This is a genomic window from Streptomyces sp. NPDC044033, assembly GCF_056434425.1.
In genome coordinates this window covers 206372-232843 of record NZ_JBWKFF010000017.1, presented here as the reverse complement: position 1 = coordinate 232843, position 26472 = coordinate 206372, and the positions used below count along the sequence as shown (strand labels likewise).

General features: G+C 72.6%; 29 protein-coding genes. 15 read left to right on the top strand and 14 right to left on the bottom strand.

Annotated elements, in window-relative coordinates; all coding sequences use genetic code 11:
- Nucleotides 1-118: 118 nt before the first annotated feature.
- The 4 genes from AC07AB_RS27975 to AC07AB_RS27960 form a co-directional block, all read right to left on the bottom strand.
- The gene (locus AC07AB_RS27975) at nt 119-1081 is read right to left on the bottom strand and encodes an electron transfer flavoprotein subunit alpha/FixB family protein (RefSeq protein WP_478572181.1); all 963 of its coding nucleotides are present in this window, start codon (nt 1079-1081) and stop codon (nt 119-121) included.
- A gap of 60 nt (nt 1082-1141) precedes the next feature.
- Entirely contained in the window at nt 1142-1936 is a 795-nt protein-coding gene (locus AC07AB_RS27970) for an electron transfer flavoprotein subunit beta/FixA family protein (protein WP_478572178.1), read from the bottom strand.
- Between the two features lie 186 nt (nt 1937-2122).
- Nucleotides 2123-2629 carry a flavin reductase family protein gene (locus AC07AB_RS27965; RefSeq protein WP_478572175.1) on the bottom strand — a complete coding sequence of 169 codons (507 nt, stop codon included), beginning with the start codon at nt 2627-2629 and terminating at the stop codon, nt 2123-2125.
- 321 nt (nt 2630-2950) lie between these two features.
- Nucleotides 2951-3304: a TlpA family protein disulfide reductase gene (locus tag AC07AB_RS27960; RefSeq protein WP_478572172.1), complete on the bottom strand. Its 354-nt coding sequence runs from the start codon at nt 3302-3304 to the stop codon at nt 2951-2953.
- A 263-nt stretch (nt 3305-3567) separates the two neighbouring features.
- Between AC07AB_RS27960 and AC07AB_RS27955 the strand changes: the two genes are divergently transcribed.
- Nucleotides 3568-4296 (top strand): lysophospholipid acyltransferase family protein, encoded by a 729-nt coding sequence (locus AC07AB_RS27955; protein ID WP_478572169.1) that lies wholly within the window; start codon nt 3568-3570, stop codon nt 4294-4296.
- A gap of 193 nt (nt 4297-4489) precedes the next feature.
- On the opposite strand, the gene AC07AB_RS27950 is transcribed toward AC07AB_RS27955, so the two are convergent.
- From AC07AB_RS27950 to AC07AB_RS27940, 3 genes are read right to left on the bottom strand one after another with little or no spacing between them, the layout of a single operon-like run.
- A complete protein-coding gene (locus AC07AB_RS27950; protein ID WP_478572166.1) occupies nt 4490-5587 on the bottom strand; it encodes a threonine aldolase family protein in 1098 nt (365 codons plus the stop codon).
- Nucleotides 5566-6327 carry an SDR family NAD(P)-dependent oxidoreductase gene (locus AC07AB_RS27945; RefSeq protein WP_478572163.1) on the bottom strand — a complete coding sequence of 254 codons (762 nt, stop codon included), beginning with the start codon at nt 6325-6327 and terminating at the stop codon, nt 5566-5568. Before AC07AB_RS27945 ends, AC07AB_RS27950 begins: the two co-directional genes overlap by 22 nt.
- Before the next feature lie 35 nt (nt 6328-6362).
- A complete protein-coding gene (locus tag AC07AB_RS27940) occupies nt 6363-7760 on the bottom strand; it encodes a DUF6421 family protein (protein WP_478572161.1) in 1398 nt (465 codons plus the stop codon).
- 436 nt (nt 7761-8196) lie between these two features.
- Between AC07AB_RS27940 and AC07AB_RS27935 the strand changes: the two genes are divergently transcribed.
- The 4 genes from AC07AB_RS27935 to AC07AB_RS27920 all read left to right on the top strand — a co-directional run bounded on the left by AC07AB_RS27935 (nt 8197) and on the right by AC07AB_RS27920 (nt 11654).
- Nucleotides 8197-8880, top strand: coding sequence for a glycerophosphodiester phosphodiesterase (locus AC07AB_RS27935; protein WP_478572212.1), 684 nt, complete (start codon nt 8197-8199; stop codon nt 8878-8880).
- Nucleotides 8881-9004: 124 nt separating this feature from the next.
- Nucleotides 9005-9883 (top strand): ABC transporter substrate-binding protein, encoded by an 879-nt coding sequence (locus AC07AB_RS27930; protein ID WP_478572210.1) that lies wholly within the window; start codon nt 9005-9007, stop codon nt 9881-9883.
- Entirely contained in the window at nt 9880-10761 is an 882-nt protein-coding gene (locus tag AC07AB_RS27925; protein ID WP_478572158.1) for an amino acid ABC transporter permease, read from the top strand. Before AC07AB_RS27930 ends, AC07AB_RS27925 begins: the two co-directional genes overlap by 4 nt.
- Nucleotides 10758-11654 carry an amino acid ABC transporter ATP-binding protein gene (locus tag AC07AB_RS27920; protein WP_478572155.1) on the top strand — a complete coding sequence of 299 codons (897 nt, stop codon included), beginning with the start codon at nt 10758-10760 and terminating at the stop codon, nt 11652-11654. The genes AC07AB_RS27925 and AC07AB_RS27920 overlap by 4 nt, the downstream gene beginning before the upstream one ends.
- 21 nt (nt 11655-11675) lie before the next feature.
- On the opposite strand, the gene AC07AB_RS27915 is transcribed toward AC07AB_RS27920, so the two are convergent.
- Nucleotides 11676-12242, bottom strand: a complete 567-nt coding sequence (locus AC07AB_RS27915; protein ID WP_478572153.1) for a GNAT family N-acetyltransferase — start codon at nt 12240-12242, stop codon at nt 11676-11678.
- A 75-nt stretch (nt 12243-12317) separates the two neighbouring features.
- Here AC07AB_RS27915 and AC07AB_RS27910 point away from each other — a divergent pair, with 75 nt between their 5' ends.
- The 6 genes from AC07AB_RS27910 (at nt 12318) to AC07AB_RS27885 (ending at nt 17598) form a co-directional block, all read left to right on the top strand.
- Nucleotides 12318-12704 (top strand): VOC family protein, encoded by a 387-nt coding sequence (locus AC07AB_RS27910; protein WP_478572150.1) that lies wholly within the window; start codon nt 12318-12320, stop codon nt 12702-12704.
- 317 nt (nt 12705-13021) lie between these two features.
- On the top strand, nt 13022-13591 hold the full coding sequence (locus AC07AB_RS27905) for a TetR/AcrR family transcriptional regulator (protein ID WP_478572148.1): 570 nt from the start codon (nt 13022-13024) through the stop codon (nt 13589-13591).
- A 93-nt stretch (nt 13592-13684) separates the two neighbouring features.
- Nucleotides 13685-14869, top strand: coding sequence for a GDSL-type esterase/lipase family protein (locus AC07AB_RS27900; protein ID WP_478572146.1), 1185 nt, complete (start codon nt 13685-13687; stop codon nt 14867-14869).
- 236 nt (nt 14870-15105) lie between these two features.
- A complete protein-coding gene (locus AC07AB_RS27895) occupies nt 15106-15669 on the top strand; it encodes a DUF5134 domain-containing protein (protein ID WP_478572144.1) in 564 nt (187 codons plus the stop codon).
- Between the two features lie 141 nt (nt 15670-15810).
- A complete protein-coding gene (locus tag AC07AB_RS27890; RefSeq protein WP_478572142.1) occupies nt 15811-16749 on the top strand; it encodes a M56 family metallopeptidase in 939 nt (312 codons plus the stop codon).
- A gap of 132 nt (nt 16750-16881) precedes the next feature.
- Nucleotides 16882-17598, top strand: coding sequence for a phosphatase PAP2 family protein (locus tag AC07AB_RS27885; protein WP_478572139.1), 717 nt, complete (start codon nt 16882-16884; stop codon nt 17596-17598).
- A gap of 78 nt (nt 17599-17676) precedes the next feature.
- Here the strand turns inward: AC07AB_RS27885 and AC07AB_RS27880 are convergent, their stop codons facing one another.
- Nucleotides 17677-18276, bottom strand: a complete 600-nt coding sequence (locus AC07AB_RS27880) for a TetR/AcrR family transcriptional regulator (protein ID WP_478572137.1) — start codon at nt 18274-18276, stop codon at nt 17677-17679.
- Between the two features lie 72 nt (nt 18277-18348).
- On the opposite strand from AC07AB_RS27880, the gene AC07AB_RS27875 reads away from it, so the two are divergent.
- Entirely contained in the window at nt 18349-19215 is an 867-nt protein-coding gene (locus AC07AB_RS27875; protein WP_478572133.1) for a class I SAM-dependent methyltransferase, read from the top strand.
- Between the two features lie 74 nt (nt 19216-19289).
- Nucleotides 19290-19682, top strand: a complete 393-nt coding sequence (locus AC07AB_RS27870) for a tetratricopeptide repeat protein (RefSeq protein WP_478572130.1) — start codon at nt 19290-19292, stop codon at nt 19680-19682.
- A gap of 75 nt (nt 19683-19757) precedes the next feature.
- Here AC07AB_RS27870 and AC07AB_RS27865 read toward each other — a convergent pair whose 3' ends face one another.
- The 4 genes from AC07AB_RS27865 to AC07AB_RS27850 all read right to left on the bottom strand — a co-directional run bounded on the left by AC07AB_RS27865 (nt 19758) and on the right by AC07AB_RS27850 (nt 23647).
- Nucleotides 19758-20399: a TetR/AcrR family transcriptional regulator gene (locus AC07AB_RS27865; protein ID WP_478572127.1), complete on the bottom strand. Its 642-nt coding sequence runs from the start codon at nt 20397-20399 to the stop codon at nt 19758-19760.
- Nucleotides 20400-20607: 208 nt separating this feature from the next.
- The gene (locus tag AC07AB_RS27860; protein WP_478572124.1) at nt 20608-21303 is read right to left on the bottom strand and encodes an HAD family hydrolase; all 696 of its coding nucleotides are present in this window, start codon (nt 21301-21303) and stop codon (nt 20608-20610) included.
- A 116-nt stretch (nt 21304-21419) separates the two neighbouring features.
- On the bottom strand, nt 21420-22709 hold the full coding sequence (locus AC07AB_RS27855) for an ATP-grasp domain-containing protein (RefSeq protein ID WP_478572122.1): 1290 nt from the start codon (nt 22707-22709) through the stop codon (nt 21420-21422).
- A gap of 116 nt (nt 22710-22825) precedes the next feature.
- Nucleotides 22826-23647, bottom strand: a complete 822-nt coding sequence (locus tag AC07AB_RS27850) for a GNAT family N-acetyltransferase (RefSeq protein ID WP_478572119.1) — start codon at nt 23645-23647, stop codon at nt 22826-22828.
- Between the two features lie 504 nt (nt 23648-24151).
- On the opposite strand from AC07AB_RS27850, the gene AC07AB_RS27845 reads away from it, so the two are divergent.
- Nucleotides 24152-24844: an alpha/beta fold hydrolase gene (locus AC07AB_RS27845; RefSeq protein WP_478572117.1), complete on the top strand. Its 693-nt coding sequence runs from the start codon at nt 24152-24154 to the stop codon at nt 24842-24844.
- 39 nt (nt 24845-24883) lie between these two features.
- Here AC07AB_RS27845 and AC07AB_RS27840 read toward each other — a convergent pair whose 3' ends face one another.
- Nucleotides 24884-25777: a LysR family transcriptional regulator gene (locus AC07AB_RS27840; RefSeq protein WP_478572114.1), complete on the bottom strand. Its 894-nt coding sequence runs from the start codon at nt 25775-25777 to the stop codon at nt 24884-24886.
- A gap of 125 nt (nt 25778-25902) precedes the next feature.
- Here AC07AB_RS27840 and AC07AB_RS27835 point away from each other — a divergent pair, with 125 nt between their 5' ends.
- Entirely contained in the window at nt 25903-26340 is a 438-nt protein-coding gene (locus tag AC07AB_RS27835; RefSeq protein ID WP_478572111.1) for a nuclear transport factor 2 family protein, read from the top strand.
- Nucleotides 26341-26472: the final 132 nt, after the last annotated feature.

Here is a 26472-nt window from a genome sequence, read left to right as displayed (position 1 = left end):
CTGCAGGATCGCACCCCTGCTGGAGATGTACGCCCTATAGCCCACCGGGAACCTCTGATGGTGTGGTTTTCCCCCTCCCCTCGGTCGGGTCGTACGGACCGCCGCCTCACGCGCGTGGTCAGCCCTTGCGGGTCTTGACCTCGTCGGTCAGCTGCGGGACGACGGCGAAGAGGTCGCCGACCACTCCGTAGTCGACCAGGTCGAAGATCGGGGCCTCGGCGTCCTTGTTGATGGCCACGATGGTCTTCGAGGTCTGCATGCCCGCCCGGTGCTGGATCGCGCCGGAGATGCCCGCCGCGATGTAGAGCTGCGGCGATACGGACTTGCCGGTCTGGCCGACCTGGTTGGAGTGCGGGTACCAGCCGGCGTCGACCGCCGCGCGCGAGGCGCCGACCGCCGCGCCGAGCGAGTCGGCCAGGCCCTCGATGACGGGGAAGTTCTCGGCGCCGTTGACGCCGCGGCCGCCGGAGACCACGATCGCGGCCTCGGTCAGCTCGGGGCGGCCGGTCGACTCGCGCGGCGTGCGGGAGACGACCTTGGTGCCGGTGGCCTGCTCGCCGAAGGAGACGGCGAGCTGCTCGACCGCGCCGGCGGCCGGGGCGGTCTCGGGGGCGGCGGAGTTGGGCTTGACGGTGATGACCGGAGTGCCCTTGGAGACGCGGGACTTGGCGGTGAACGAGGCCGCGAAGACGGCCTGCGTGGCCACCGGGCCCTCGTCGCCGGCCTCCAGGTCGACGGCGTCGGTGATGATGCCGGAGCCGATGCGGACGGCGAGGCGGGCCGCGATCTCCTTGCCCTCCGCGGAGGACGGCACGAGTACGGCGGCCGGGGAGACCGCTTCGTACGCGGCCTGGAGCGCGTCCACCTTGGGCACGACGAGGTAGTCGCCGAACTCCGGGGCGTCGGCGGCCAGGACCTTCACGGCGCCGTACTCGCCGAGGACCTTCGCGGCCTCCTCGGCGCCCGGGCCGAGGTGCACGGCGACGGGCTCGCCGACGCGGCGGGCCAGCGTCAGCAGTTCAAGGGTGGGCTTGCGGACGGCGCCGTCCACGTGGTCGACGTAGACAAGGACTTCAGCCATGGTTCTGCTCTCCTGCGGGGATGACGAGGCGGGTGAGGGTTCGTACGGGCCGTCGGACGCTCAGATGAACTTCTGGCCCGCGAGGAACTCGGCGAGCTGCTTGCCGCCCTCGCCCTCGTCCTTGACGATCGTGCCCGCCGTACGGGCCGGACGCTCCGTGGCGTCGTCGACCTTGGTCCAGGCGCCTTCGAGGCCGACCTCGTCCGCCTCGATGCCCAGGTCGGAGAGGTCCAGGGACTCCACGGGCTTCTTCTTGGCGGCCATGATGCCCTTGAAGGACGGGTAGCGGGCCTCGCCCGACTGGTCGGTCACGGACACGACGGCCGGCAGCGCCGCCTCAAGCTGCTCGCTGGCGGTGTCGCCGTCACGGCGGCCGGTGACCTTGCCGTCCGCGACGGAGACCTCGGAGAGGAGGGTCACCTGCGGCACGCCCAGGCGCTCGGCGAGGATGGCCGGGAGCACGCCCATGCCGCCGTCGGTGGAGGCCATGCCGCAGACGACGAGGTCGTAGCCGGCGTGCTCGACGGCCTTGGCGAGCACCAGGGAGGTGCCCAGCGCGTCGGTGCCGTGCAGGTCGTCGTCCTCCACGTGGATGGCCTTGTGCGCGCCCATGGACAGCGCCTTGCGCAGCGCGTCCTTGGCGTCCTCGGGGCCGATGGTCAGCACGGTGATCTCGGCCCCGTCGTCGGAGTCCGCTTCAGCGGCGATCTGCAGCGCCTGCTCGACCGCGTACTCGTCGAGCTCCGAGAGCAGGCCGTCCACGTCGTCGCGGTCGACGGTCAGGTCCTCGGCGAAGTGCCGGTCGCCGGTGGCGTCGGGCACGTACTTCACACAGACAACGATCCTCAAGCTCACGCCGGCTCTCCTACTGCATCGTCTCTTCAGCTGCCTTGTGCAGGCAGCATAGGCGCCTTGTGGGGCGGATTCCGGTCGGGGCGACCCCGCTCCGAACAGAATATTACTCGTCAGTACATCCAGCTCATTCCCCGGAAGCAAGGCCACTGAACTGTGACCTTGCCAACGGTGCGGGAACGGGACGTATCAGTCGCGCAGGGCGTTGAAACCGCCCTGGTGGTAGAGGAGCGGGCGGCCCGCTCCCGACGGGTCCCCGACGACCGCCTCGGCGAGCACCACCCGGTGGTCGCCGGCGGGCACCCGGGCCACGATCCGGCACACCAGCCACGCCAGCACGCCGTCGAGCAGCGGCACGCCCTCGGGGCCCGTGCGCCAGGCGGTCGGCTCGGCGAAGCGGTCGGCGCCGCTGCGGGCGAAGGTGGCGGCCAGCTCCCGCTGGTGTTCGCCGAGTATGTGCACGCCGACGTGTTCGGCCTCGGCCAGCACGGGCCAGCTGGAGGAGCCGGTGCCGACGCCGAAGGAGATCAGCGGCGGCTCGGCGGCCACGGAGCTGAGCGAGGTCGCGGTGAAGCCGGCCGGCTTCGCGCCGTGCGCGGTGATCACCGCGACGCCCGCCGCGTGCTGCCGGAAGACGGAGCGCAGGAGTTCGGGGGCGGCAAGCCGGGGCGTGCCGAGGCCGGGTGAGGCCGTCATGGAGATGTCCTTCTGCTGGAGGTTCGAGCCGGGAGAAGTGCCGTCGCAACCGCTCACGCGCTCGGACAGCAGGCGCTCGCGGTCCGCAGCAGATCCACGTGCGCACGTCCGTACAGAAGAAGGAGTCCAGGCCGCATGTCGTCACCCTGACGATTCGTGGTGCGCAGCGTCAAGGGCCCCTTGGCAGGTGGGAGACGTCTCACGCGTCGGTTCGGCGGGTACGGGGCGGCCCCGCCGGCCGCCGGGGGCGCCGCATCCGATGGCACGCCGGACGGCTCCGTTCGGCGAACCGCTCCCTCTCGCAGCATGGTCCCCGCCCGCTCAGACGGCCTCGCCGAGCGCGGCGATGACATCCACCGTGCGCGGCTGCCCGGCGGCCCTGCGCACGACGCGGCCGTCCGCGTCGAGGACGAGGACGGTCGGCGTGCGGTCGACCCCGAGCGCCCGTACGAGCTCCAGCCGGGCCTCGGCGTCGATTTCGACATGGGCCACCCCCTCGACCATGCGGGCCACCTCCCCGAGGGTGCGGCGGGTCGCCCGGCAAGGCTGGCAGAAGGCGCTGGAGAACTGGACGAGCGTCGCCCGCTCCCCCAGCTCCGCGCCGATCTCGGCGGCGCTCAGCCGCTCCCCGCCGTCCCGCTCCCGCACCGCGGCCCTCCCCTGCTCCGTACTCATCACTCCGTCAACCGTGCAGCGCCAGGGCGGCCGTGAGGATTCCCGTAACGGAAAATCGGCTGTCCCTGATACCGCCGCCGCTTCGGGTGTAGCTTCTGCTACGCCGGACAGCGGTGCGCGACGTGATGAGAATCTCCCGGCGACGACAGCCCACAAGGTGGCCGACAGGCCGGACATCAGGCACGATCTGCCGAAAGCCGAGAACCTACGGCCGCGTAACTTCCGCCGGGAGAACCCTCCCGAGGAACAGAAGGGTCCCCGATATGGCAGAGCTCGTCTATCCCCCGGTGATCGGTACGGCCCGCACCATGTTCAAAGCGCTCGATCTGCGCTTCGACACCCAGGGCACGGAGAACGTCCCAGGGAGCGGCGGGGCGGTCCTGGTGAGCAACCACATCGGCTACCTCGACTTCGTCTTCTGCGGCATGGCGGCCCGGCCCGCGAAGCGGCTGGTGCGGTTCATGGCCAAGGAATCGGTGTTCCGGCACAAGCTCTCGGGCCCGCTGATGCGCGCCATGAAGCACATCCCGGTGGACCGGGCGGCCGGCATGGACGCGTACAAGCACGCACTCAAGGCGCTGCGGTCGGGAGAGATCATCGGGGTGTTCCCGGAGGCGACGATCTCCCAGTCGTTCACGCTGAAGAACTTCAAGTCCGGCGCGGCGCGGCTGGCGCAGGAGGCCGGGGTGCCGTTGCTGCCGATGGCGCTGTGGGGCACGCAGCGGCTGTGGACGAAGGGGCACAAGCGCGACTTCGGCCGCCATCACATCCCGATCGCGATGCGGGTGGGCGAGCCGATGGACGCCGACCCGGCCGAGCACGCGGACTCCATCACCGAGCGGCTGCGGACGCGGGTGCAGGAGCTGCTGGAGGCGGCGCAGCGGGCCTACCCCGTCCGTCCCAAGGGGCCCGACGACACCTGGTGGGTGCCCGCGCACCTCGGCGGCAGCGCGCCCACTCCGGCGGAGGCCATCGCCCTCGACCGGCGCTGACGAGCGGCGCGCACCGCGGCGGACAGCGCCGTGCACGCACGGCCGGGGGACGTCGCGGTGCACGCACGGCAGGGGAACGCCACGGCGCGCGGATCGCCAGGAGACACCACGGTGCGCCCGACCCGAGCCTTCCGGCTCGTACGGTCGGGCGCACCGTCGTACGCGCTGACGCGCCGTCGCGCGCCTGCCGGCGCTACCGCTGGGCCATCTCCTCCGCGACGGCCGCGGTGAAGGCGTCCACGTCGGCCTCGGTGGTGTCGAAGGCGCACATCCAGCGGACCAGCCCGGCCGGCTCGTCCCAGTCGTAGAAGCGGTACCGCTTATGGAGCCGTTCGCCGACTTCGCGCGGGAGGCGGGCGAAGACGCTGTTGGCCTGCACCGGGTGCATCACCTCGACGCCGTCCACGGCCTGTACGCCCCGCGCCAGCCGGGTCGCCATCGCGTTGGCGTGCGAGGCGCTGCGCAGCCACAGGTCGCCGGCGAGCAGCGCCTCGAACTGCGCCGAGACGAACCGCATCTTGGAGGCGAGCTGCATGGAGAGCTTGCGCAGGTGCTTCATGGCCCGCACGGCGTCGGGGTTGAGCACGACGACGCACTCGCCGAACAGCAGGCCGTTCTTGGTGCCGCCGAAGGAGAGGATGTCGACTCCGGCGTCGGTGGTGAACGCGCTCAGGGGGACGCCGAGGGTCGCCGCCGCGTTGGCGAGGCGGGAGCCGTCGACGTGCACCGTCATACCGTGCTGGTGCGCGTGGTCGCAGACCGCCCGGATCTCCTCGGGCGTGTAGCAGGTGCCCAGTTCGGTGGTCTGGGTGATCGAGACGACCTGGGGCATGGCCCGGTGCTCGTCGTCCCAGCCGAACGCCTCGCGGTCGATGAGCTCGGGCGTGAGCTTGCCGTCCTCGGCGGGTACGGTCAGCAGCTTCAGCCCGCCCACCCGCTCGGGCGCGCCGCACTCGTCGACGTTGATGTGCGCGCCGTCCGCGCACACCACCGCGCCCCAGCGCTCGGTGACGGCTTGCAGGGAGACGACGTTCGCGCCGGTCCCGTTGAACACCGGAAACGTTTCAGCACGCGGCCCGAAGTGGGCGCGGAAGACGTCCAGGAGGTGTTCGGTGTAGGCGTCCTCGCCGTAGGCGATCTGATGGCCGCCGTTGGCGAGGGCGAGCGCCGCCAGGATCTCCGGGTGCGCGCCGGCGTAGTTGTCGCTGGCGAAGCCGCGCAGTCCGGGGTCGTGGCGGCGCACGGCGTCGGTGGGCGCCGGAGCCTCGGTCACGGTTTGGGGGTCAGCCACAGGCGGGTTCCGTTCACTTCGGTGGCGGGGCGGTCCCAGACGCCGACGACGGCCTCGGCCAGGTCCTTGACGTCCGTGAAGCCCGCGAATTTCGCGTTCGGGCGCTCGGCTCGCATCTCGTCGTGCACGAGCGCCTTGATCACCAGGATGGCAGCCGCGGCCGACGGGCCGCTCTCGCCCCCCGCCTTGCGGAAGGCGTCGCCGAGCGCGAGGGTCCACGCCTCGGCGGCGGCCTTGGACGCGGCGTAGGCGGCGTTCCCCGCGGTGGGCTTGGACGCTCCGGCCGCACTGATCAGCAGATACCGTCCGTTGCCGGCGCGCTTGAGGGCCGGCTCGAAGGCAAGGGAGGTGTGCTGCACGGTGCGGACCAGCAGCTTCTCCAGCTTCGCCCAGTCGGCGAGGTCCGTCTCGGCGAAGGTGGCGGAGCCCCGCCAGCCGCCCACCAGGTGCACCAGGCCGTCGACGCGGCCGAACTCCTTCTCCGTGCGGTCCGCCCAGGCGCGGGTCGCGTCGAGGTCCAGCAGGTCGACGGTGTCGCCGGTGACGGTGGCCCCGCCGTGCGCGTACCGGGCCGCGTCCACGGCCTCGGCGAGGCGCGCGGGGTCCGCGTCGGCGGCGACGACGGTCGCCCCGGCCTCGGCGAGGCGCAGCAGTGCGGCGCGGCCCGCCGGGCCCGCGGCCCCGGCCACCGCCACGACGGCACCGTCCAGCCGGCCGTCGCCGTACGTCGGAGTGCTCATGGTCTTCGCCCCTTCCAGCTGTTCTCCGTGCTCGTTCACGCGGCCACTCGCCCGGCGCTCTCGGCGGTGATGCCCTTGGTGGAGGCGATCACCTTGCGCAGCTTCTTCGAGAGGGCCTCGTAGAACATGCTGAGCGGGAACTCGTCCGGAAGCACGTCGTCCACGAGCTTGCGCGGCGGCTGGTTCAGGTCGAGGGCGTCGGGGCCCTTGGCCCATACCGAGCCGGGGTGCGGGGCGAGGTAGGTCGAGACGAGCCCGTACGCGGCGAACCAGTGGACGAGCTTGGGCCGGTCGATGCCGTCGCGGTAGAGCTGCTCGATCTCGCCGCACAGCTGGTTGGTGACCTGTGGTGCGCGGTCCCAGTCGATGTGCAGTGTGTTGTCCGTCCAGCGTACGACGTCGTGCTGGTGGAGGTAGGCGAAGAGCAGCTGGCCGCCGAGCCCGTCGTAGTTGCGCACCCGCTCCCCGGTGACGGGGAAGCGGAACATCCGGTCGAAGAGGACGGCGTACTGCACGTCCCGGCCCTGGCGGTAGCCGTCGGCCTCCAGCTTGACGGCCTCCCGGAAGGCGGTGAGGTCGCAGCGCAGCTCTTCGAGTCCGTACATCCAGAACGGCTGGCGCTGTTTGATCATGAAGGGGTCGAAGGGCAGGTCGCCGTGGCTGTGGGTGCGGTCGTGGACCATGTCCCACAGGACGAACGCCTGCTGGCAGCGGTCCTGGTCGCCGACCATCTCCTTGATGTCCGCGGGCAGTTCGAGGCCGAGGGTCTCGACGGCGGACTCGGTGACGCGGCGGAAGCGGGCGGCCTCCCGGTCGCAGAAGATGCCGCCCCAGGAGAACCGCTCCGGGGCCTGGCGCACGGCGATCGTCTCCGGGAAGAGGACGGCCGAGTTGGTGTCGTAGCCGGAGGTGAAGTCCTCGAAGGTGATGCCGAGGTAGAGCGGGTTGTCGTAGCGGGTGCGCTCCAGCTCGGCGAGCCAGTCCGGCCAGACCATGCGCAGGACGACCGCTTCGAGGTTGCGGTCGGGGTTCCCGTTCTGGGTGTACATCGGGAAGACGACGAGGTGCTGGCGGCCGTCGACGCGCTGGGCGGCGGGCTGGAAGGCCAGCAGGGAGTCGAGGAAGTCCGGCACGGCGAAGCCGTCCGCCGCCCAGCGGCGCAGGTCCGCGACGAGGGCCGTGTGGTAGGCGGCGTCGTGCGGGAGCAGCGGGGCCAGCTGCTCGATGGCCGCTACGGCCCGCTCCGCCTGAGTCCTGACCTCGCCGCCCGGTGGTGCGCCCTCCGCCTCGAAGTCGATGGATCCGTCCTTGGACTGCCAGGGGCGGATCGTCTCCACGGCGTCCTTGAGGGTGGACCAGGCCGGGTGCTCGACCACGCGTCCAGCGGTCGGTGACCCGGAATCCGCGATCGCGGACGTAAGCGTCTCTGTCATGACTGATCCCTCCACTGGAGAACCTCGCGTTAAGACACCGTATCCATGCGTCCTTCGCCTACTCAAGGGGAGACTCGATAAATTATCCTGCCGACCCCCTATCTCACCGCTGTTTTTCCTGTCGGAATCGGCTCACGGACCGGGTTACGTCACTTCTGGCTCAGATGCAGGGGTTGCGGCATCCGGGCGGATGTGCAGGGGCCGGGAGGGGCCGGCGGCCCCGGGGCGTCACCCGCGTGGAGGACTCGCCCACCCACGGGTGACACGGCCGGGCCGCCGGCGGGATCGCCGCCCCGCACGCGCCCCGCCGCGGCGTGGCATCCGGGCGCCAACGGCCCCCGCGCGCGGCCCGCTCGGCGGGCCCGTCACGGTCGGGCGCCCCCGTTAGGCTGCGGCCGTGTCCGCTCCGGCCACCGACGACGGAAGCGAGAGAGCTTTGCCTTTCCTCACCATCGGCCACCGCGGGGTGATGGGCGTGGAGCCCGAGAACACCCTCCGCTCCTTCGTCCGCGCGGACCGTGCGGGTCTGGACGCCATCGAGCTGGATCTGCATCTGAGCAAGGACGGCGCGCTCATCGTGATGCACGACGCGGACGTCGACCGCACCACCGACGGCGAGGGCCCCATCGCCGACTTCACCCTCGACGAGCTGCGCGGGCTGGACGCGGGGCGCGGCGAGCGCGTCCCCGTCTTCGAGGAGGTCCTCGACGCCGTGCGGGCCCCGGTCCAGGCGGAGATCAAGGACGCGGCGGCGGCCCGCGCCCTCGCCGAGGTGCTGCGGCGGCGCGACCTGACCGGCCGCGTCGAGGTCATCTCCTTCCACGACGCGGCGCTCGCGGAGATCGCGGAGCTGCTGCCGGGCGTACGGACCGGGCTGGTCGCCGACCGGTACGGCCTCGATGTGATCGACCGGGCGAAGGCCGTGGGGGCGGCCATGCTCGTACTCGACATCGCACGGCTGACCCTGGAGCTGGTGGAGCTCGCCCACGCCGCCGGGCTCAAGGTCATCGGCTGGGTGGTCAACACCCCGGAGCACCTCAAGCTCGCGCGCGGCCTCGGTCTGGACGGCGGCACCACCGACTTCCCCGAGATCAAGAACGCGGCGCGCTATACGGCATAGAGCCGCTGCCGCCGAACTCCCTCGGCCCCGGCCGGATTTAATGAACTGGCAATAGAATTCCGCTATTCGGACGGTTGCCGGAATGATCTGGACAGACCCCGGTCCGCGCTGGGAGTCTCCCGCCATGCCCGTCGCCAACCAGCACGTACGACTCGCCGCCACCGCCGCCGTCCTGCTGCTCGCGGCGGCGGTCGGCTGCGCCCCACAGGACGAGGCCGACGCCTCCAAGTCCCCCGCGACGTCCAAGGAGACCTGTGCGAAAGGGAAATTGACCACGCAGACGCCCGGCAAGCTGACCGTCGGCACCGACAAGCCCGCCTACGCCCCCTGGTTCCAGGACGACGACCCGGCGAGCGGCAAGGGCTTCGAGTCGGCGGTCGCGTACGCGGTGGCCGACCGGCTGGGGTACGGCCGCGCCGACGTGCTCTGGCAGACGGTGCCCTTCAACAACGCCTTCGCGCCGGGTACGAAGAAGTTCGACTTCGACCTGAACCAGATCTCCATCAGCGACGAGCGGAAGAACGCCGTCGACTTCTCGTCCGGCTACTACGACGTCCGCCAGGTCGTCATCGCCCTCAAGGACTCCCCCGCCGCGAAGGCGAAGTCCGTAGCGGATCTGCGCAAGGCCAAGCTCGGCGCGCAGGTCGGCACCACCAGCCTCGACGTCCTCACCGACGTCGTCCGGCCCGACCGGCGGCCGGCCGTCTACCAGAAGAGCGACTTCGCCAAGTCGGCGCTCAAGAACGGACAGGTCGACGCGATCGTCGTGGACCTGCCGACCGCCTTCTACATCACCTCCAACGAGGTGAAGGAGGCCAAGGTCGTCGGGCAGTTCGAGGACACCGGCGGCAAGGCCGAACGGTTCGGGCTGGTCCTGGACAAGGGCTCCCGGCTGACCCCGTGCGTCAGCGGCGCCGTGGACGCCCTGCGGCGTGACGGCACGCTCGCGAGGATCGAGAAGAAGTGGCTCTCCGAGGCGGTCGACGCGCCGGTGCTCAAGTGAGTACGCGGGAGACCGCGCCCTTGGAGCCGAGGGAGTACGTGCCGTCCGCCCGGCGGATCGAACGCGAGCGGTTCCGCCGCGCCCGGACCCGGCGGGCGACGGCGATCGCGGCCGCCAGCTCGCTGGTGACCGCCGTGGTGCTCTATTTCGTGATCACGGGCTCCCCCGGCTGGACGCGCACCCGCGAAACGTTCTTCTCCGCCCATTACGCGCGCGAGGCGCTGCCCAAGGTGCTCGACGGGCTCTGGCTCAACGTCCGCCTGCTGGTGGTCTGCGGCGCGTGCGTCCTCGCCCTGGGAATGCTGCTCGCCGTCGCCCGTACCCTGCGCGGTCCGGTGTTCTTCCCGCTGCGCGCGCTCGCCACCGCCTACACCGACTTCTTCCGCGGGCTGCCGCTGATCATCTGCCTGCTGCTGGTGGTCTTCGGCGTTCCGGCGCTGCGGCTCCAGGGGGTGACCTCCAACCCGGTGCTGCTGGGCGGCGCGGCGCTCACCCTGACGTACTCCGCGTACGTCGCCGAGGTCTTCCGGGCGGGCATCGAGTCCGTCCATCCGAGCCAGCGCGCGGCCGCTCGCTCGCTGGGCCTGTCGGCCGGCCGGACGCTGCGCTTCGTGGTGCTGCCGCAGGCCGTACGGCGTGTCGTGCCGCCGCTCCTCAACGACCTGGTGTCGCTCCAGAAGGACACCGGGCTGGTCTCGATCGCGGGGGCGGTGGACGCCGTGTACGCGGCGCAGATCATCACGGGCAAGAGTTTCAACTACACGCCGTATGTGGTCGCCGGGCTGATCTTCGTGGCGCTGACCATCCCCATGACCCGGTTCACGGACTGGATCACGGCCCGCACGGACCGCCGCCGAGCGCAGGGAGGGATCGTATGACCGGGCCGGACCGTACGGCCGAGCCGGACCGTACGGCCGAGCCGGACCGTACGGCCGAGCCGGACCGTACGACTGACGAGCCGGGCGGCGCACCCGAGCGGGGCCGCACGGCCGCCTCCGGACGTACGGCCGCCTCCGGCCCCGCGGCCGAGCCGGTACTGCGGCTGGAGGCGGTGCGCAAGAGCTTCGGCCAGTCGCTCGTACTGCGCGACGTGGATCTGGAGGTGCCCTCGCACACCGTGACCGCGCTGATCGGCGCGTCCGGCTCGGGCAAGTCCACGCTGCTGCGCTGCGCGAATCTGCTGGAGGAGATCGACGACGGCGCGATCTTCCTGGACGGCGAGGAGATCACCGACCCGCGCGCCGACCCGGACGCCGTGCGCCGCCGGATCGGCGTGGTCTTCCAGGCGTACAACCTCTTCCCGCACATGACCGTCCTCCAGAACATCACGCTCGCCCCGCGCCGGGTGCACGGCGTCTCCCGCGAGGCGGCGCAGGAGCGGGCGCGCGAACTGCTGGAACGGCTCGGACTCGCCGGCAAGGCGGCCGAATACCCGGACCGGCTCAGCGGCGGCCAGCAGCAACGCGTCGCGATCGTACGGGCGTTGGCGGCCCGCCCCCGGCTGCTGCTGCTCGACGAGATCACCGCCGCGCTCGACCCCGAGCTGGTCGGCGAGGTGCTCGGCGTGGTGCGCGACCTCAAGGAGGACGGCATGACGATGATGCTGGCCACCCATGAGATGGGGTTCGCCCGGGAGGTCGCCGACCAGGTGTGCTTCCTGGACGGCGGGGTGGTGCTGGAGCGCGGGACGCCGCAGGAGATCTTCGGCGCGCCGCGCCAGGAGCGCACTCGGCGCTTCCTGCGGCGGATCGTGGAGGCGGGCCGGCTCTGAACGCCCGTGTCACACCCCGGCTCAGGTCAGCGGCTTGATCAGCAGCTCGAATTCGAGGTCGGCGCGGCGCGGGATGCCGAACCGCTCGTCGCCGTACGGGAAGGGCGTCATCCGGCCGGTGCGCTCGTACCCCCGGCGCTCGTACCAGGCGATCAGGTCGTCGCGCTGCCGGATCACGGTCATGTGCATCTCGCTCGCGCCCCAGTCGGCGCGCGCGAGGTGCTCGGCCTCGGCCATGACGGCCTTGCCGAGGCCGCCGCCCTGCTGCGCGGGGCGTACCGCGAACATGCCGAAGTAGGCGTGATCGCCGCGGTGTTCGAGCTGGCAGCAGGCGACGAGCACGCCGTCCCGCTCGGCCAGCAGGAGCCGGCTGTTCTCCGCGTCCACCACCGCCGCGACGCCCTCGGGGTCGATGCGCTGCCCGCCCAGCAGGTCCGCCTCCGTGGTCCAGCCGACGCGGCTGGCGTCCCCGCGGTACGCCGATTCGATCAGCTCCACGACGGCCGGCACGTCGTCCTTCGCGGCGGTCCGGAAGCCCGGTGCGGCGGCCGGGGCGGCCTCGGCGGTACGGCTCTGTGCGGCGTCCATGCGGTGGGGGTCCTCTCCGTACGATCTTTCGCGGCGTTCGACCCTAACCCGGGGGCGGTGCGTAGGGTCGCGGGCATGGTTCACGTACTCAGCAGCAGGACCCTCCTCCGCCCCACCGATCCGGAGCGCTCCCGCGCGTTCTACGGCACGGCGCTGGGTCTGCCCGTCTACCGGGAGTTCGGTACGGGCCCCGAGCGCGGCACGGTCTACTTCCTCGGCGGCGGCTTCCTCGAACTCTCCGGCCGCTCCCCCGAGCCCCCCGCACCCGGCATGCGGCTCTGGCTCCAGGTGGCGGACGCCGCGGCCGCGCACGAGGAGCTCGTACGGGCCGGGGTCGAGATCCTGCGGGCACCCGAGAAGGAGCCTTGGGGCCTCGTGGAGATGTGGGTCTCCGATCCCGACGGTGTACGGATCGTGCTGGTGGAGGTGCCGGCGGATCATCCGCTGCGGTTCCGCGCCTGACCCGACCCGGGCCGTCCGGCCGGACAGCGCGGAGGCGCCCCCGCTCGGGGGCGCCTCCGCGCTGTCCGGGCGCGCAGGCGGCAGCGCGCGGCGGCGCTTCGGGCCGGTCCGGCCGGGTCGCCGTCGGGCTCCGGGGGCCCGTTTCCTCCTGGTCGGGCCCTTCGTTAGGCCATACGGGTGAACGGTCGAGGCGCACCCTTGGGGCGGTCGGGGCGGGCTTCGGGAACCAGGTGTCAGTGACCGACTAGGAGAGGCGTCGATTTGCCTAAAACTATTAGGCAAATGCATAGTAGGTTCTGGCAAACGGGAGGGCCGGTATGGCACGCATAGGACTGACCGCGGAACGCCTGACCCGGGCGGGAGCGGAACTGGCCGACGAGGTCGGCTTCGACCAGGTGACCGTTTCGGCACTCGCCCGGCAGTTCGACGTCAAGGTCGCGAGCCTGTACTCGCACCTCAAGAACTCCCAGGACCTCCGGACCAAGATCGCCCTGCTCGCCCTGGAGGAGCTCGCCGACCGGTGCGCCGCCGCCCTGGCCGGGCGAGCCGGCAAGGACGCCCTCACCGCCTTCGCGAACGTCTATCGCGCATACGCCCGAGAACACCCCGGCCGCTACGCCGCGGCCCAGCTGAAGCTCGACCACGAGACCGCGGCCGCCAGCGCCGGAGTCAGGCACGCGCAGATGACACGGGCGATCCTGCGCGGCTACGACCTGACGGAGCCGGACCAGACGCACGCGGTCCGGCTGTTGGGAAGCGTCTTCCACGGCTACGTCAGCCTGGAGATGGGAGGCGGGTTCAGCCACAGCGCGCCCGACTCGCAGGAGTCCTGGTCGCGCGTCCTGGACGCCCTCGACGCCCTGCTGCGGAACTGGCCCGCGACGTGACCCGGGCGACCCCGTACCGCCCGGAGGCCGCCGCCCACGCGGGGCGGTGGCGGAGCCGAATAACCCGGACGTCTTGACCGACAGGTTGGAACCATGAGCACCGAGCACGAATGGATCACCACCCCCGTCACCGCGGAGCTCCTGCGCGGCGCCCTCGACCTGGAGCGCACCGAGCACGGGGTGCTGCCGCACCGGCTGCCCGCCTGGGCCCGCGCCCAGAACACGGACGGACAGCTGGCCATGGCCGAGTCCCAGCCCTCGGGCGTACGCCTGGTCTTCCGCACCCGGGCCACCGCCATCGAACTGGACACGCGGCCCACCAAGCGGGTCTACGCGGGCGTGCCGCCCCGCCCGGACGGCCTGTACGACCTCCTCGTCGACGGCAGCCCGGCCGGCCAGGGGAGCGTGCCGGGGGGCGACACCCTGACCATCGACATGATGGCCGGGACCGCCGAGCAGCGGTCCGGCCCGTCCGGCACCCTCCGCTTCGACGGACTGTCCGACGACGCGAAGCACGTCGAGATCTGGCTGCCGCACAACGAGACCACCGAACTCCTCGCGCTGCGCACCGACGCCCCCGTCGAGGCCGCGCCGGACCACGGCCGGCGGGTGTGGCTGCACCACGGCAGCTCGATCAGCCACGGCTCCGACGCCGCGAGCCCCACCACCACCTGGCCCGCGCTGGCCGCCTCGCTGGGCGGCGTGGAACTGGTCAACCTGGGCTTCGGGGGCAGCGCCATGCTCGACCCGTTCACCGCGCGCACGATCCGGGACGCTGACGCCGACCTGATCAGCGTCAAGTCCGGCATCAACATCGTCAACGCCGATCTGATGCGGCTGCGCGCCTTCACCCCGGCCATGCACGGCTTCCTCGACACCATCCGCGAGGGCCACCCCACCACACCGCTCCTGGTCCTCTCGCCCATCCTCTGCCCCATCCACGAGGACACCCCCGGGCCCTGCGCCCCGGACTTCAGCGACATCGGCGCGGGACGGCTCAGGTTCCGGGCGATGGGCGACCCCGCGGAGCGGGCCGCCGGGAAGCTCACCCTCAACGTCATCCGGGACGAACTGAGCCGCCTGGTGAAGCAGCGGGCGGCGACCGACGCGAATCTGTACTACCTCGACGGCCGGGACCTCTACGGCGAGGCGGACTACGCCGAGCTGCCGCTGCCCGACGAGCTCCACCCGGACGCCGCCGCGCACCGCCGCATCGGCGACCGCTTCGCCGCCCTGGCCTTCGCCCCCGAGGGGCCGTTCGCCGCCGAGCGCACCTGAACCGCCGGTCCCCGACCGGGCACTCACCGGACGCGGCTCATCAGCTCCGGCCACCAGCTCCGCCCGTCGGCCCTGTTCGGCATCGGCGTCGAAACCCGGTCGGGGATCCGGCGGTGGCACCCCGCGCACGGTGATCACCGCCGGCGCGCTCCCCCCTTACGCCCGTGCGCCGCTTGTATGCGCACGGCAGCGGGCATCTTCCGGGCATACGTGATGAGTGCCCCGGGAGGTGTGCCGTGCATGGACCACCGCTGGTCGGCTGGCTGTTGGTGACGCTGTGCGCGTTGACGGGCGCGTACTGCCTGCTGCGGATACGGGGCGCGGCCGAGCGGCACCGGGCCACGGGCGGGGACGCGCTGATGGGGCTGGGCATGGCGGTGATGGCGGTGCCGTCGGCGGTGCTCGACCTGCGGCCGTGGGGACCGCCGCTGTTCGGCGTGGTCTTCGGGGCGGCCGGGCTGCGGGCGCTGCTGCTGTCCCGGGGCGTGACCGCGCAGGCGCACCATCTGCACCACGCCGTGGGCGCGTTCGCGATGGTCTATATGGCGCTGTCGATGACGGGCGGCACCGCGGGCGGGCACACGGGCCACAGCGGCGCGCACGTACCGGCGGGCACGCCGCTGCTGACGGGGCTGCTGATGGTGTACTTCGCGGTGTACGTCGTACGGACCATGGCGCGTCTGGTGCCGGCGGTGGCCATCGCCGCCGGCGAGCTGCCCATACCGGGCCGGGCCGAACTGACCAACGCGTGCAGGCTGTCGATGGGCATCGGCATGCTCGCGATGCTGCTCGCGCTCTGAGCTGCTCGCACTGGGGGCGCGCGTCGTGTGCCGCGATCCCCGGGGACGGTTCCCTCGGCACCGGGTGCGCTGGAGTGGCATGCGTCACTTCACACGCGGGACCGTACCCCGGGGTAGGCCCGCCCTCATAGGCTGACGGCCATGATGGTCCCGCTCGCACTGCTGGTCCTCGGCGGGCTGGTCGCGGCAATGGCGCCGCGCGTACTGACCCGTTCCGACTGGCCCGATCGCGAACCCGTGCTGGCCCTGTGGGTATGGCAGTGCGTGGTGATGGCCGTGCTGCTCTGCTGCGCCCTCGCGATGTCGCTGAGCGCCGCGGCGGCGTGGGACGCCGTGCGCGGCAATGTCTTCGCGCCCGCGCCGCGCGGGGTGATGGAGGCTTACGCACTCACCGCGTACGGGCCGTGGGCCGCGCCGGTGGCCGTCGCCCTCGCCTGCGGCGCCGTGTGGACCGCCGCGATGCTGACGCGTGAGATCCGCGGGGCGCGCGCCCGTCGCAAGCAGCGCCGCGCCGAGCTGCTCGTACGCTCCCCTCTGCTCCCCGGCGAAGAGGCCGGTGCGGACCGCCTGGTCGTCCTGGAGGGCGACCGGCCGGACGCGTGGTGGCTGCCGGGCGGCGCCTCGGCCCAGTTGGTGATCACGACGGCGGCGCTGCGGCGGCTCAAGGGATCGCAGTTGGACGCGGTCCTCGCCCATGAACAGGGACACGCGCGCGCCCGCCACGACTGGCTGCTGCACTGCTCCGCGGCGCTGGCGGCAGGGTTTCCGCAGGTGCCGGTGTTCGCCGGATTCCGCGATCAGGTGCACCGGCTGGTCGAGTTGGCGGCCGACGATTGCGCCTCGCGCCGCTTCGGGCGGCTGACGATCGCGCTCGCGCTGGTCCAACTCAACGAGGAGCGGGGCGTGTTCGGGCCTTGCCCGAGCCAACTGGCCCAGGTTCCGCAGCGCGTTCACCGGCTGCTGTCGGCCGCTCCCCGGCTGACAGCGGGGCGGCGGCTGCGGCTGACGGCCGCGGCGGCGCTGGTTCCGGTCGTGCCGCTGCTGGTCGCGTTCATGCCGGGGCTGAGCGCGCTGCGCTAACGGCCGGGCCTGGACCGGAACGCACCGCGACAGCCGGCGGGCCCGGGATCGGACCGCGCTGCGACGGCGGGCAGGCCCGGGACCGGACCGACCGCGATAGCGGCCGAGCCGAGGATCGGCGACGATCTGCGCATGCCGAATCCGCCCCCGCCTCCGCCGCTCGCCGTACGCGCCACGTCGCCGGACTCGCCGCGAGCCGGGTGCGCGGTCCGCTGCCTGCGCGCGAGTGCGCTGCTCGCCGCCGTGTCGGTCGTGCTCCTGGTGCTGGTCGCGGTGGAGTGGGGGCCGTTGGAGTCGGTGGACCGGTGGGTGGCCGACGGGCTGCACCACGTGGCCGTCACCCATCCCGGCCTCACGCGGACCGGGCGGGTGCTGACCGACTGGGTGTGGTCGCCGACGGCGATGAGGTCGGCGCTGGCCGTGGCGGCGGTCTGGCTCGTATGGCGGCGGCGACTGGCGCTCGCGCTCTGGGTGGCGGGCACGGCGGCCCTGGGCACGGCTCTCCAGCAGGTATTGAAGGCGGCACTGGGGCGGGAGCGCCCGCGCTGGCCGGACCCGGTGGACTCGGCGCGGTACGCCGCGTTCCCCTCCGGGCACGCGTTGACGGCGACAGTGGTGTGCGGGTTGCTGGTGTGGCTGCTGGTGCTGCACGGAGCGCGGCGGGCGTGGGTCCGCACCGCTGCGGCCGTGGCGGTGGTGTCCGTCGCCGGGGTGGGCCTCACCCGGGTGTATCTGGGGGTGCACTGGCTCTCGGACGTGGTCGGCGGCACGCTGCTGGGGGCGGCGCTGCTGATGGGGGCGGTGGGAGCGTACGGGCATGGCCGACGGCGGCGGGGCCGGAGCGGTTAGGGCTGAGGGCACCGAAGCCGCCCCGAGAGGGCGATACACCCGCGACCTCCACGGGCCGCCAGGTGGCGCCCGGACTGTTCACCCCAGGGGTTCCCGCACGACACCGGCGATCACGGCGGCGACGGCCTTGCGGACGGCTTCGGCCTCCGGCGGCGTGCCTTTGCGGTCGGCGAAGAGCATGTGGCCGGTCCCGACCAGCATGGGAGCGAGGGAATCGACGTCGGCGTCCGCCGCGATGCGGCCCAGCTCGCGCTCGGCGGTGAGGTACGAGGCGATCATGGCCGTGGCCTCCGTCAGCAGCGGGATGCCGGTCGGCGTGGTCCGGCGGAGCCGGGCGCGCAGACCGTCCCGGGAGATGACCAGGCCGACGATCGCCACGGCGACCGACTCGAACAGCTCCGTCAGGGCCGCGGTGAGGTGGTCGGCGACGGCGCCGGCGCCCGCGCGGTCCCGCAGGGCGGCCGCCTGGCCCTCGATACGGGCGACGCGGTCCAGCACCAGATCGGCGAGGAACGCGTCGAAGTCGGCGAAGTGCCGGTGCAGGACTCCCTTGGCGCAGCCCGCTTCGGTGGTGACCGCCCGGCTGGTGAGCGCGCTCGGCCCGTCCCGGAGCAGGACGCGCTCGGCTGCGGTGAACAGTTGCTCGCGCGCGTCGTCGATAGCTACGCCGGTCGGCACCGTGGATCTCCTCGTCGCCTCGTTCGCCCGCCTCCATTGACGAGTGGGCATGCGCCCACTCATAGTGGGCACATGCCCACTATACCGCCGGAGCGGGAGCAGCCGCCCCACCCTGCCCCCGAGCCTCATCAGCACCGCCGGGTGGCGGAGTCGTTCGGCGTGGACGCCGAACGCTACGACCGGGCCCGGCCCCGCTACCCCCAAGCACTGGTGGACCGGATCGCCGCCGCCCGCCCCGGCCCCGACGCCCACTCCGGCCCCGACATCCTCGACGTCGGTTGCGGCACGGGCATCGCGGCCCAGCAGTTCGTGGCGGCCGGGTGCAGAGTCCTGGGGGTCGACGTCGACGCGAGGATGGCCGACCTCGCCCGGCAGCGCGGGCTCCCGGTCGAGATATCGGCGTTCGAGGACTGGGACCCGGCCGGCCGGGAGTTCGACGCGGTCGTCTCCGCGCAGGCGTGGCACTGGGTGGACCCGGTCGCGGGCGCGGCCAAGGCGGCGCGGGCGCTGCGGCCCGGCGGTCGGCTGGCCGTGTTCTGGAACGCGGCCCAGCTCCCGCCCGGACTCACGGAAGCCTTCGCCGAGGTCTACCGCCGGGTGCTGCCCGACTCCCTCGCCGCCCGGCAGTGGACGGTTTCACCCACGGACGCGTACGCGACGCTGCGCGCCAAGGCGTCCGACGGGATGCGGGAGACAGGCGCCTTCGGCCTCCCGGAGGAGTGGCGATTCGACTGGGAGTGGAGCTACACCCGGGCCGAGTGGCTGGATCTGCTGCCCACCGCCGGCGGCAACACCCTGCTCGCACCCGCCGACATGGAAGAGGTGCTGTCGGGAGTCGGCGCCGCCGTCGACGCGGTGGGAGGCGGCTTCACCATGCGCTACGACACGGTGGCGGTCACGGCGGTACGGACCGACGCGACGCAGCAGCCCGGCCCCTGAGCACCCCCGCGCCCCACTCCGCCGGAAATAGTTCAACCTTCATTCATGTTGGAGGGGAGGAAAGGAGCGACCCCATGACGCGGTACCCGACCTTCACCCCGGCCACCCCCTTCTCCCCCGCCGAGGAGTACGAGCGCGCCCACCTCTACATCGAGGCCAAGGACTACGCCGAAGCCGCCCGCATCCTGGCGCCGGTCGTCGACCAGGAGCCGGACCACCTCGCGGCCCGGCTGCTGCTCGCCCGCGCGTACTACCACTCGGCCCAGTTGGGCCGGGCCGAGTCGGAGCTGCGTCGCGTCCTGGAGCGCGACCCCGCCGAGGCGTACGCCCACCTGATGCTCGGCCGCACCCTGGAGCGGGCCGACCGGGCCGACGAGGCGGCGGCGCACCTGCGGCTCGCCGCCGCCATGAACGGCGAGGAGGCCCCGGCGCCGCGCCGCGTCCTGCACACCGCCGGTACGGACTGAAACCGGCCGAGCCGCACGCCCCGGGCCGGCGGTCGGCGTGACCCGGGGGAGCCGAACAGCCCCGCCTCCCCCGGGTCACCCCTGCCCGAACACCTGCGGCAGCCCGGCGCCCGGCGGCGGCGCGTCGACCGGCGGGGCGCCGAGCGTCCAGTCGAGCCCGTACCGCTGGAAGAGTTCGGCCCGCAGCCGGGACGTGGGCATCGGCGCCCCCGGCAACAGCACCGCCACCACCGCGCCCATCAGCAACGCGCGCAGCAGCCGGTAGTCGGTGTCCGGGTCGGGCGAGCCGTAGCTCACCACCGTGTCGTGGAGCAGCGTCGCGAGCCGCTGCTGCTCCGGGCACTGGATGAAACCTTCCGCCTGGAGGATGCCCGCCATGTGCGTACGCATCAGCAGCGGGCGGTCCCGGGCGAGGCCCAGGATGGCGTCGATGGCCCGCGCGAGCAGTTCCCGCCCGTCCTCGGTCCGCGGCTCCCGCTCCAGTCCGGCCGCCAGTTCCAGGTGCATCAGCCGGTGCACGGCGGACTGCAGGAGCTGTCGTTTGCCGGGGAAGTAGTACGACACCAGGCCCCGCGCGGCCCCCGCCCGGTCGGCGATGTGCGCGAGCGTGGTCGCCTCGTACCCGCGTTCGCCGACGAGTTCGACCGTCGCCTGCAAAAGACGTTCACGGGAACGGCGCCGTAACTCCTCATTGACCGACGCGCTGCGCGGGGACATGCTGTAACTCCTGCGTTGACTGGCTCCGAGCCAATATACTCAGAGGGTATCCGGTCCACCTGCCCTCCTGAGCAGGCGCAGTCCGGTATCTCCGTCGATTTCGGGCGACGCGGGGGATCGCCCGAAATCGGCGGTTCCTGCCTGCGCGCCCCCTTCCGCCTTCGCCTCCGGCGGCGGCCGAGCCGCCTCGGTGCCAAGGCCGGAGCGCTCATCCGACGAGGTCGAGCACGTGGCGGAGCGCGTCGGGCCGTTCGGTCACGGGCAGCTTGTCCACCAGGTGCACCGCGCAGCCGATCGCGCCCGCCCCGGCGTCGGCGCGCCGGTCGTCGCCGACCATGAGCGTGTCGCCGGGGACGAGCCCGATGGCGTCGCACGCCGCGTGGAAGAGGCGCGGGCGGGGTTTCTGCACGCCGTGCTCGTACGAGAGGACGTACGCGTCGACGCCGCTGTCCAGCCCGTGCGCGCGGAACACCGGGCGCAGATCCCAGCCGATGTTGCTGACCACGGCGGTACGGACACCCCGGCGCCGCAGCTCGCCCAGCACGTCGGCCGCGTCCGGATACGGGTCCCAGGCGGCGGGCTCCATGTGCCGCGCGTACAACGCCTCGTACAACTCGGGCCTCGGCAACGGGACTTCGCGCATCAGCCCCGTGTACGCGGCGTGGTGCAGTTCCGCGCTCTCGTCGCGCCTGGACCACGTCCCGGCCAGGTGCGCGGGAATGGCGCGCGGAGCGGCGCCGCCGGGCATCGCGCCCGCCTCGTCCAGGAGCCGCACAAGCCGCGCCAACTCCCCCTCGTCGGCGGGGATCCCGAAGTCGCGCAGTACGGCACGGAGCCAGGCCCGCGTCGGCTCGGCGTGGAAGAGGGTGCCGGAGAAGTCGAACAGAACGCCTTTGACGGTCATGCCGCCAGTCTCCCCCGCCCCGCGCGGCAGGGCGCGCAGGACAGGCGCCGGAGCGGGCGGCACCCGCCCTGCCGCGCGGCAGCTACGTGCCCGCCGGCTCCGGCGCGCCGTCCCCGTCAGCCGACCGCGGGCTCCTCGGGCCGGCGGAAGGCGAACAGGCCCGGCGCGGTCAGCCGGTCGAAGCAGTCGAGCAGCTGTCCCGGCTGGTCGGTCACGGCTATGGCCGCGGTCAGGTAGTTGGTGCTGCCCCGCTCCGGGGAGAGGCGGGCGCCGACCTCGTGTGGCAGGACGACCTCGCGGACGCCGGGGATCGCGAGTACCTCCGGGGCGGAGGGCACCCGTGACAGGACGACGGGGTGGTCGGGCGGCTGCGGTATCAGGCGGCCCGCATAGCGGTGCGGTGCGGGGGCGGCGGGCAGAGGGCCGCCCGTCGCCACGGCCGCGGTGGCTGCCACATAGTCGTAACCGGCGCTGTGGTGCAGCATTTCCGCCGCCCCGCCGCCTATGCGGCAGTTCACCTCGATCACCATCGGGCCCTCGGCGGTGAGCTTGAATTCGGTGTGGACCGCGGAATCGGTGAGGCCGAGGGCTTCGACGGCGGCCGTCGTGCACGCCTCGATCTCCCGGATCCGGTCCGGCGGCAGCACCGAGGGAAGCATGCCGCCGTTCTCACGGAAGGGCGGCGACAGCGGGAACTTGTCGGTCACCGCGAGATGCGTGGCCGCTCCGCGCCGCACGATGGATTCGACGCTGACGTGGTCGCCGTACCGCGCGTCCGGGTACCACTTCGATCCGATCAGACGCTGCTCCAGGATGAACAGGGGCCGCGGGCCGCCACGCGGGTCGTTGACGTACGCGTGGCACGCCTGCGCCCAGATCTCGTCCGGGTCGTCGTCCGCGTCCACCGCGTGGGTCGCCATGCTGCCGGCCCCGACGACGGGCTTCAGCACCGCGGGCAGACCGACCGTGCGCCGGGCCTCCCGGAACTCCTCGGCCGTGCGCACCTCGGCGAACCTGGGGACGGGCACGCCTGCCGCCCGGAGCCCGTCCCGCTGCCGCGTCTTGTTGCGCAGCGCCGGAAGCGACCGGTGCGGGTTGCCCGGCAGGCCCAGTTCCGCGGCGGCGGTGTGCGCCTCGACCACCGGGATCTCGCTGAACGCCACGATGCCGTCCGCCGAGTGCCGCTTCGCGTACTCCACCGTGTAGTCGGTGAGGTCGGCCCCGGCGGGCACGTTGACGTTCGCGCACCACGAGTCGAAGGTGCGCGCGCGCCGTTCGTCGGCGGCGGGGTTCGGGCCGGGGCGCCAGAGGACGTGGACGTCGTAGTCGGGGCAGAGCCTGGACAGGTACCAGTCCGGCGTGGGGCCGCCGGGGCCGTCGATGACAACGAGGGTCGGGTCAGACATGGGGGGCTCTCATCAGTCGAATCGGGAAGGCGGAACGGAGGCGGGAAGGGCGGAGCCCGGCCGGAGCTGGTGTCAGGTGGGGGGGTGCTCTGGTCGGGTCCGGCCGGGGCCGGTCCTCAGGAATCGGCGGGAAGTCTCAGATCGACGCTGTCGCCGAGCTGCCGGAAGCCGACGCGCTCGAACATCCGGCTGGACCGGACGTTGCCCGCGGTCACCGACGCCCCCAGGTCGGACAGCCCGTACTCGGCCGCCTCGGTGAGCGCGTACCGGAGCAGCGCCGAGCCCAGCCCGCGCCCGCGCGGAGCGGGGTCTGTGAAGATCTGGGTGATCCAGGGCCGCTCCGGGGCGTGGACGGCCAGTGCCGCGACGGGGCCCCGGTCGTCCACGACCACCGTGCTGAAGGGCAGCGTGGGGCCCAGCAGTTCGCCGCGCCACAGGCTCGCGAGGATCGCGAGTCCGTCGTCCGCGCTCTTGTGACGTGCCCGGTCGGGGTGGCCGGAGGCGTACGCGGCCAGCCACAGCTCCCGCAGGCTGTCCACCGGCATCTCGGCGGCGGGGCGCAGGCCGAGCGGGGCGGGGAGGGCGGGGTGCGGCCACTGCGGGTCGGGAGGGCGTACGGACAGGTCCCAGCCATAGCGGTGGGCCCGCCGCTGCACCTCGGCCCCCGCCTCGGCCAGTGGGGCGGCCACGCTGTCATCGGTGACGACCAGCCAGCCGGGCAGTTCCCGCAGCAGCAGAGCGGCGGCTTCCGCGGGCGTCCCGGCCTCGACCCGTACCGAGGTGGCGCGGGGGCGCCCCCGCCACTCCCCGGCGCGGAAGCTGACGTGGACCGATCCGCCCGCGGACCGCAGTGACGTACGGCCTTCCCGGTCCGGCGAACCGTTCACCGCCTCCGTTCCGTCATGCCGCTGCCCTCCGCGCTTGAGGTCCTGCTCCACGCCGCTCCCTGACTCCGAATTCCGTGCGGGGGCTACCGAACCCGCTGCTCAGCGGGGGTTGGGGCAGGCCCGCGCCCAGCATCACATTCACAGCCCACACACTTCAAACGACCTTGGAAACCGGGAGCCCGCGGCGGGGATTCCGACTGGGGGCGGTAGTTCGGGAGATGTCAGGAGACGTGGGGAGATTCCGACCGACAGCCGCGATTCGGGACGTACGCGGTCGGCGAACAGCCGCGTTCCGGGACGTACGCCACCGACGCACAGCCGTGGCCGAGGCATGGGCCTTCGGCCGGAGGCGGCGATTCCGGACTTGCCATTGGCCGAAAGCCGTGGCTCGGCAGATGAGCCACCGGCACAGGCATCCGCTGCTCGGCCACGGCTCCGCCGCCGCTCGGCCGCCGCTCGGCCACTGCTCCTCCGCCGCTCGGCCGCGGTTCGGCCGCGGTTCGGCCGTTGGAGAACAGCGTTCCTCCGGCACCCCCGGTCGCCTACCCTCCGGACATGGTTGATCATCATTCGGTTGACGTGGGCGGGGTCCGGCTGGCCTACCAAGTGACCGGGGCGCCGACTGCCCCGCCGCTCGTCCTGCTGCACGCGCTGGGCGAGAACTCCACCGACTGGGCGGCGGTGACGCCCGTCCTCGCCCGCGGCCGACGGGTGTACGCCCTCGATCTGCGCGGTCATGGCCAAAGCGACTGGCCCGGTGCGTACTCGCTCGAACTCATGCGGACCGACGTGGTCCGGTTCCTGGACGCGCTGGGGCTCGACCGACCAGACCTGATCGGGCACTCCATGGGCGGGGTCGTGGCCTATCTGCTCGCGGCCGACCACCCGCGGCGCGTGAACCGGCTCGTCCTGGAGGACGTCCCGCTTCCGCTCCCCCGGAAACCGACCACCCCGGCCAAACCGGACGGCGACTTGGCCTTCGACTGGGAGGTGGTGCCCACCATCAGGCGACAGATCGACACGCCCGAGCCCGAGTGGCTCGCACGGCTCGGCCGGATCACCGCCGAAACCCTCGTGGTGGGCGGCGGGCCCTCCAGCCATGTGCCCCAGGACGGTGTCGCCGAACTGGCCCGACGGCTCCCCGGCGGTCGCGTGGTCACCATTCCGGTCGGCCACCTGGTCCACCACGCGGCGCCGGAGGAATTCACGGACGCGGTTTCGTCCTTCCTGCTGCCGGCGGCGGACTGACCGTCTCACGCGGCGAAGGAGGCGGCGGGGCCGCCGCTCCTACCGGCTCCCCCGCTCGCCCCAGCGCGCGGCGAAGTCGCGGAAGCGGCGTCCGGCGGGGGACGTGGGCCTGTCCCGGCGCCAGAGCAGGCCGACGCCGCGGAAGGCGTCGGGTTCGGCGAGCCGTATCAGCCGTACGCCGGCCCCCGGCGGGGCGGCGCCGCCTCCGGCCGGTACGACCGAGACGCCGAGCCCGCTGCCGACCAGGCCCACGATGGTGGCGACTTCCCCCGCCTCAAGGGCCACCGAGGGGGTCACTCCCGCCCGGTGGAAGATCTGGCAGGTGATCTCCCGCAGCCCGGTGGACTGGCGCATGATGATCAGCCGCTCATCGGCCAGATCGGTCAGGCGCGCCGAGGTACGGTCCGCGAGCCGGTGCCCGGCCGGGACGGCGAGCTTCAGCTCCTCCTCGTACAACGGTAGCCACTCCCACCGGCCGCCGGCCGGGCGCGGGCCGGTGAGCGCCAGTTCCGCGGCGCCTTCCAGCAGCAGGTCCTGTACGTTCTCCGCGGATTCCTGATGCAGAGTCAGCCGCGCTGCCGGCCAGTCGCGTTGGTAACCGCCGAGAAGTTCGGGTACCAGCCAGCCGCCGAGCGAGTGCAGGAACGCCAGCCGGAGGGTGTCCTGGGCGGGGGCGCGCAGGGCGGTGATCCGGTCCTGGGCCGTCTCCAGCTCCTCCAGTGCGCGCCGGGCGTGCCGCCGGTAGACGCGGCCGTAGTCGTTGAGCCGCAGCCGGTTGTGGTCCCGGTCGAACAGCGGGGTGCCGAGCCGTCCCTCCAAGCGGCGGATCGCGCGGGACAGGGTGGGCTGCGCGACCCCGGCCAGCGCGGCCGCCTCGGTGACGTGCTCGGTCTCCGCCACCGTGAGGAACCAACGCAGCTCGTCCATGCTCATCCGGACATTATGCAAGCAGCGCATAAGGTGCTGTTCATCGCGGCATTTTTCTTTTTCGGCCGCCCTGGGGAGGGTGGTTCCCACGGGCGCCCGCACCAACCGCACGACTACCGGAGGCAGGCCGCATGTCCCACCAGCCCACCACACCCGCCATACCCGACACCCCCACCACCGCCGTTCCGGGCGACGACGAGAAGGCCCGGATCGCCGAGCGCTTCCACACCGGACTCGTCACCGCCGACTGGGACCTGGTCCGCTCCCTGCTCACCGACGACGCCGTCTGGACCCTGCCCGGCGACAACCAGATCTCCGGTACGGCCCACGGGGCTGACGCGGTGGTCGAGCGAGCCCGGCGCATCGCCGGTTACGGCGTGCGTTTCGAATTCGAGCGCGTCCTGGTCAGCCGCGACAACCTGGCGCTCTCCCTGCACAACACCGCCACCCGCGACGGGCTGGTGCTGGACGAGTACTTGGCGACGGTCTGCTTCCTGCGCGACGGCCGGATCAGCGCGATCGAGACCTACCTTTCGGATGTGACCGGAATGAACGCGTTCTTCGTCTGATCCGTGACCGGATACGGGCGGGGGGGGGGGGGGGAGGGGGGGGGGGGGCCGCCCCCCCCCCCCCACCCCACCCTCCAGGGGGGGTGGGATGATTTTGGCCAGGAGGACGAAAAAGGCGCCCATCCCCCACTC